We start from the raw sequence: 2724 nt of genomic DNA, 5'->3' as shown, positions 1-2724 counted from the left end.
CGTTATAAAGTGGCACCGCGCCGGGTTCAGATCGTACTGGCGCTGGAGGTCACGACGTCGTGGTGGCCGACCAACCTTACCGACAGAGATACGCAAGCTCATCCCTGAGATCAGCAGTACGCATCCGACGAGCGCCGTCTTGTCTGACGGGCGATATTTCGCGAAGCGTGTGACCTTAAGTCTAGCTTTAAGGTCATCAGGCGATGCGGGTCGAGGTTTTGGGCGGGTTGGAGCGGCGGCGGCGCTGGTCGCAGGATGACAAGGCGCGGATCGTCGAGGAGACGTTGGCGCCAGGGGCGAAGGTAACGGAGGTTGCGCGCCGCAATGGCGTTGCGGCGAGCGTGGTTTTCACCTGGCGCCGACATGCACGGACGGCCGAGCGGGTCGTGCCATGTTTTGCGCCGGTGCAGATTGCCGCGGCGGTAGAAACGGGCGAGGAAAATTCGAAGCCTCCGTCCGAAGATGACCGACGTATGCGGCAGTTACCGGCCGCCCGGAACGGACTGATCGAGATCGATCTTGGCAACCGGCGACGCATCCGGGTGGATGCACACGTTGACCCGGAAGCGCTGGCGCGGGTCCTCGACGTGCTTGAACGCCGATGATTGCGATACCGGGTAATGTGCGGGTGTGGCTTGCGACCGGCCATACCGATATGCGCCGCGGATTCCCGAGCCTGGCGCGTCTGGTTCAGGAGAGCTTGAAGCGGGATCCGCACGCTGGTGATCTCTACGTTTTTAGGGGCCGCCGCGGCGATCTGATCAAGGTCATTTGGCATGACGGCCAGGGCGCGTGTCTGTTCACGAAGCGGTTGGAGCGCGGCCGCTTTCTGTGGCCATCGCTGGCGGACGGCGTTGTCACCATCAGCGTTGCGCAACTATCCTATCTGCTGTCCGGAATTGACTGGCGGATGCCGCAGGCAACCTGGCGTCCGCAGGCTTCCGGTTAAGCTGTGGCTTTTTGACTCACAACAGAAATCTGGCGGGATTTTTTGCGACGAATATGGTTGATTCGTCATCGTGACGACGCCCTCCGATCCGCTTCCCGCCGACCTTGCCGCTGCGCACGCGATGATCCTTGCGCAGCGCGAATTGCTGACGCTGGCGAAGAGCGAAGTGACCGTCGGCCGCCTGGAAATCGAACGGCTGAAGCTGATGCTGGCCAAGGCACGGCGCGAGCAGTTCGGGCAATCTTCTGAACGCGGCAGGCTGCTGGTCGAGCAGCTTGAGCTGGCCATCGAGGATCTCGAAGAGACCCAGGCCGAGCAGGAAACCAAGGCCGAGATCGCGGCACCGGAGGCCGCCAAGCAGAAGCGCGCACAAAATCCGCGGCCGCCTCGACGTCCCCTGCCAGATAACCTGCCGGTCGAACGTATCGTCGAACCCGCGCCTTGCGCCTGCGGTAAATGCGGCAGTGAGCGGCTGCACAAGCTTGGCGAGGTGGTATCAAAGACCCTTGAATGCGAGCCGCGGCGCTGGAAGATCATCGAGCACGTCCGTGAGAAGTTCTCCTGCCGGGACTGCGAGGCGATTACCGAGGCGCCGGCGCCCTCCCATCCGATCCCACGTGGCTTCGCCGGACCGAGCCTGCTGGCGATGGTGCTGGTCAACAAGTTCCTGCTGCATCAGCCGTTGAACCGCCAGAGCAAGACCTATGCCCGGGAAGGGATCGAGATCGATGTCTCGACACTGGCGGATCGGGTCGGCGCCTGCGTGGTGGCGCTAGCCCCAATTATTGAGGCGATCCAGACCCATGTCATGAGCGCGGAACGCATCCATGCTGATGACACGACGGTGCCTGTGCTGGCGAAACTGAAGACTGTCACCGGCCGGATCTGGACCTATGTTCGAGATGACCGGCCGTTTGGCGGCAAAGACCCACCGGCGGCAGCGTTCCATTACTCGCGCAGTCGTGCCGGGGAGCATCCGCAAGGCCATCTTGCCGGCTATGTGGGCCTCATGCAGGCCGATGCCTTTGATGGATACAACCAGCTCTACAAGGCTCAAAGGAAGCCGGCTCCGATCCTTGAAGCGGCCTGCTGGAGCCACGGCCGGAGGAAGTTTGTCGACCTGGTGAAACAGGGAGAGGCGCCGATCGCCAGCGAAGCTGTACGTCGTATCGACATGCTGTTCGAGATCGAGCGCAGCATTAACGGCAAAACGCCGGAGCAACGGCTTGCCGTGCGCCGTGAACAATCGCGACCGCTCATTGCCGAGCTTGAAATCTGGATGCACCAGCAGCGAGCGTTGCTCTCCACCAAGAACGATACCGCCAAGGCGATCAACTACCTTCTCAACCGCTGGGCAGCGTTCACCCGCTTCCTCGACGACGGCCGCGTCTGTCTTACGAACAACGCCGCCGAACGAGCGTTGCGGGGTGTGGCGGTCGGAAGAAGAAACTGGACCTTTGCCGGTTCGGACGCTGGCGGTCATCGTGCCGCCGCCGTCTATACCCTGATCGAGACCTGCAAGATGAACGAAGTCGATCCGCAAGCCTGGCTCGCTGACGTGCTGGCCAGGCTTCCAGATCACCCCGTCAACAAAGTCGCCGACCTGCTTCCCTGGAATTGGAAGGCGAACCAACAGTCCAAGGCCGCCGTTGCTGCCTGAGCGCTTCGCGGCAGACCATCGCGCCTGCCTGGGGTGCTGGCCGGATGCGTACGGTTGGTCTAGCGGGCTTGCCTCATCAGGTCGCGTGAGGCGCAAACCACGAAGTCCAGCCGGG

Annotated in this window: 3 protein-coding genes; all 3 read left to right on the top strand. The window is 62.4% G+C overall.

What is annotated here, in order from left to right:
• Positions 1-203 precede the first annotated feature (203 nt).
• The 3 genes from QZ213_RS26990 to QZ213_RS26980 all read left to right on the top strand — a co-directional run bounded on the left by QZ213_RS26990 (position 204) and on the right by QZ213_RS26980 (position 2609).
• Positions 204-605, top strand: a complete 402-nt coding sequence (locus QZ213_RS26990; protein ID WP_291689098.1) for a transposase — start codon at positions 204-206, stop codon at positions 603-605.
• On the top strand, positions 602-949 hold the full coding sequence (gene tnpB, locus QZ213_RS26985; protein WP_291689097.1) for an IS66 family insertion sequence element accessory protein TnpB: 348 nt from the start codon (positions 602-604) through the stop codon (positions 947-949). Before QZ213_RS26990 ends, tnpB begins: the two co-directional genes overlap by 4 nt.
• 67 nt (positions 950-1016) lie before the next feature.
• A complete protein-coding gene (locus QZ213_RS26980) occupies positions 1017-2609 on the top strand; it encodes an IS66 family transposase (RefSeq protein WP_291689099.1) in 1593 nt (530 codons plus the stop codon).
• Positions 2610-2724 lie beyond the last annotated feature (115 nt).

Origin of the sequence: Bradyrhizobium sp. (genome assembly GCF_017881085.1) — a bacterium.
Taxonomy (GTDB): domain Bacteria; phylum Pseudomonadota; class Alphaproteobacteria; order Rhizobiales; family Xanthobacteraceae; genus Bradyrhizobium.
The sequence above is the reverse complement of the archived record's forward strand: the minus strand, read 5'-3'. Positions and strand labels throughout refer to the sequence as shown.

What these genes read in the sequence shown, in the direction of transcription:
- tnpB (WP_291689097.1), top strand. Translation starts at nt 602, where the DNA reads ATGATTGCGATACCGGGTAATGTGCGGGTGTGGCTTGCGACCGGCCAT.
- QZ213_RS26990 (WP_291689098.1), top strand. Translation starts at nt 204, where the DNA reads ATGCGGGTCGAGGTTTTGGGCGGGTTGGAGCGGCGGCGGCGCTGGTCG.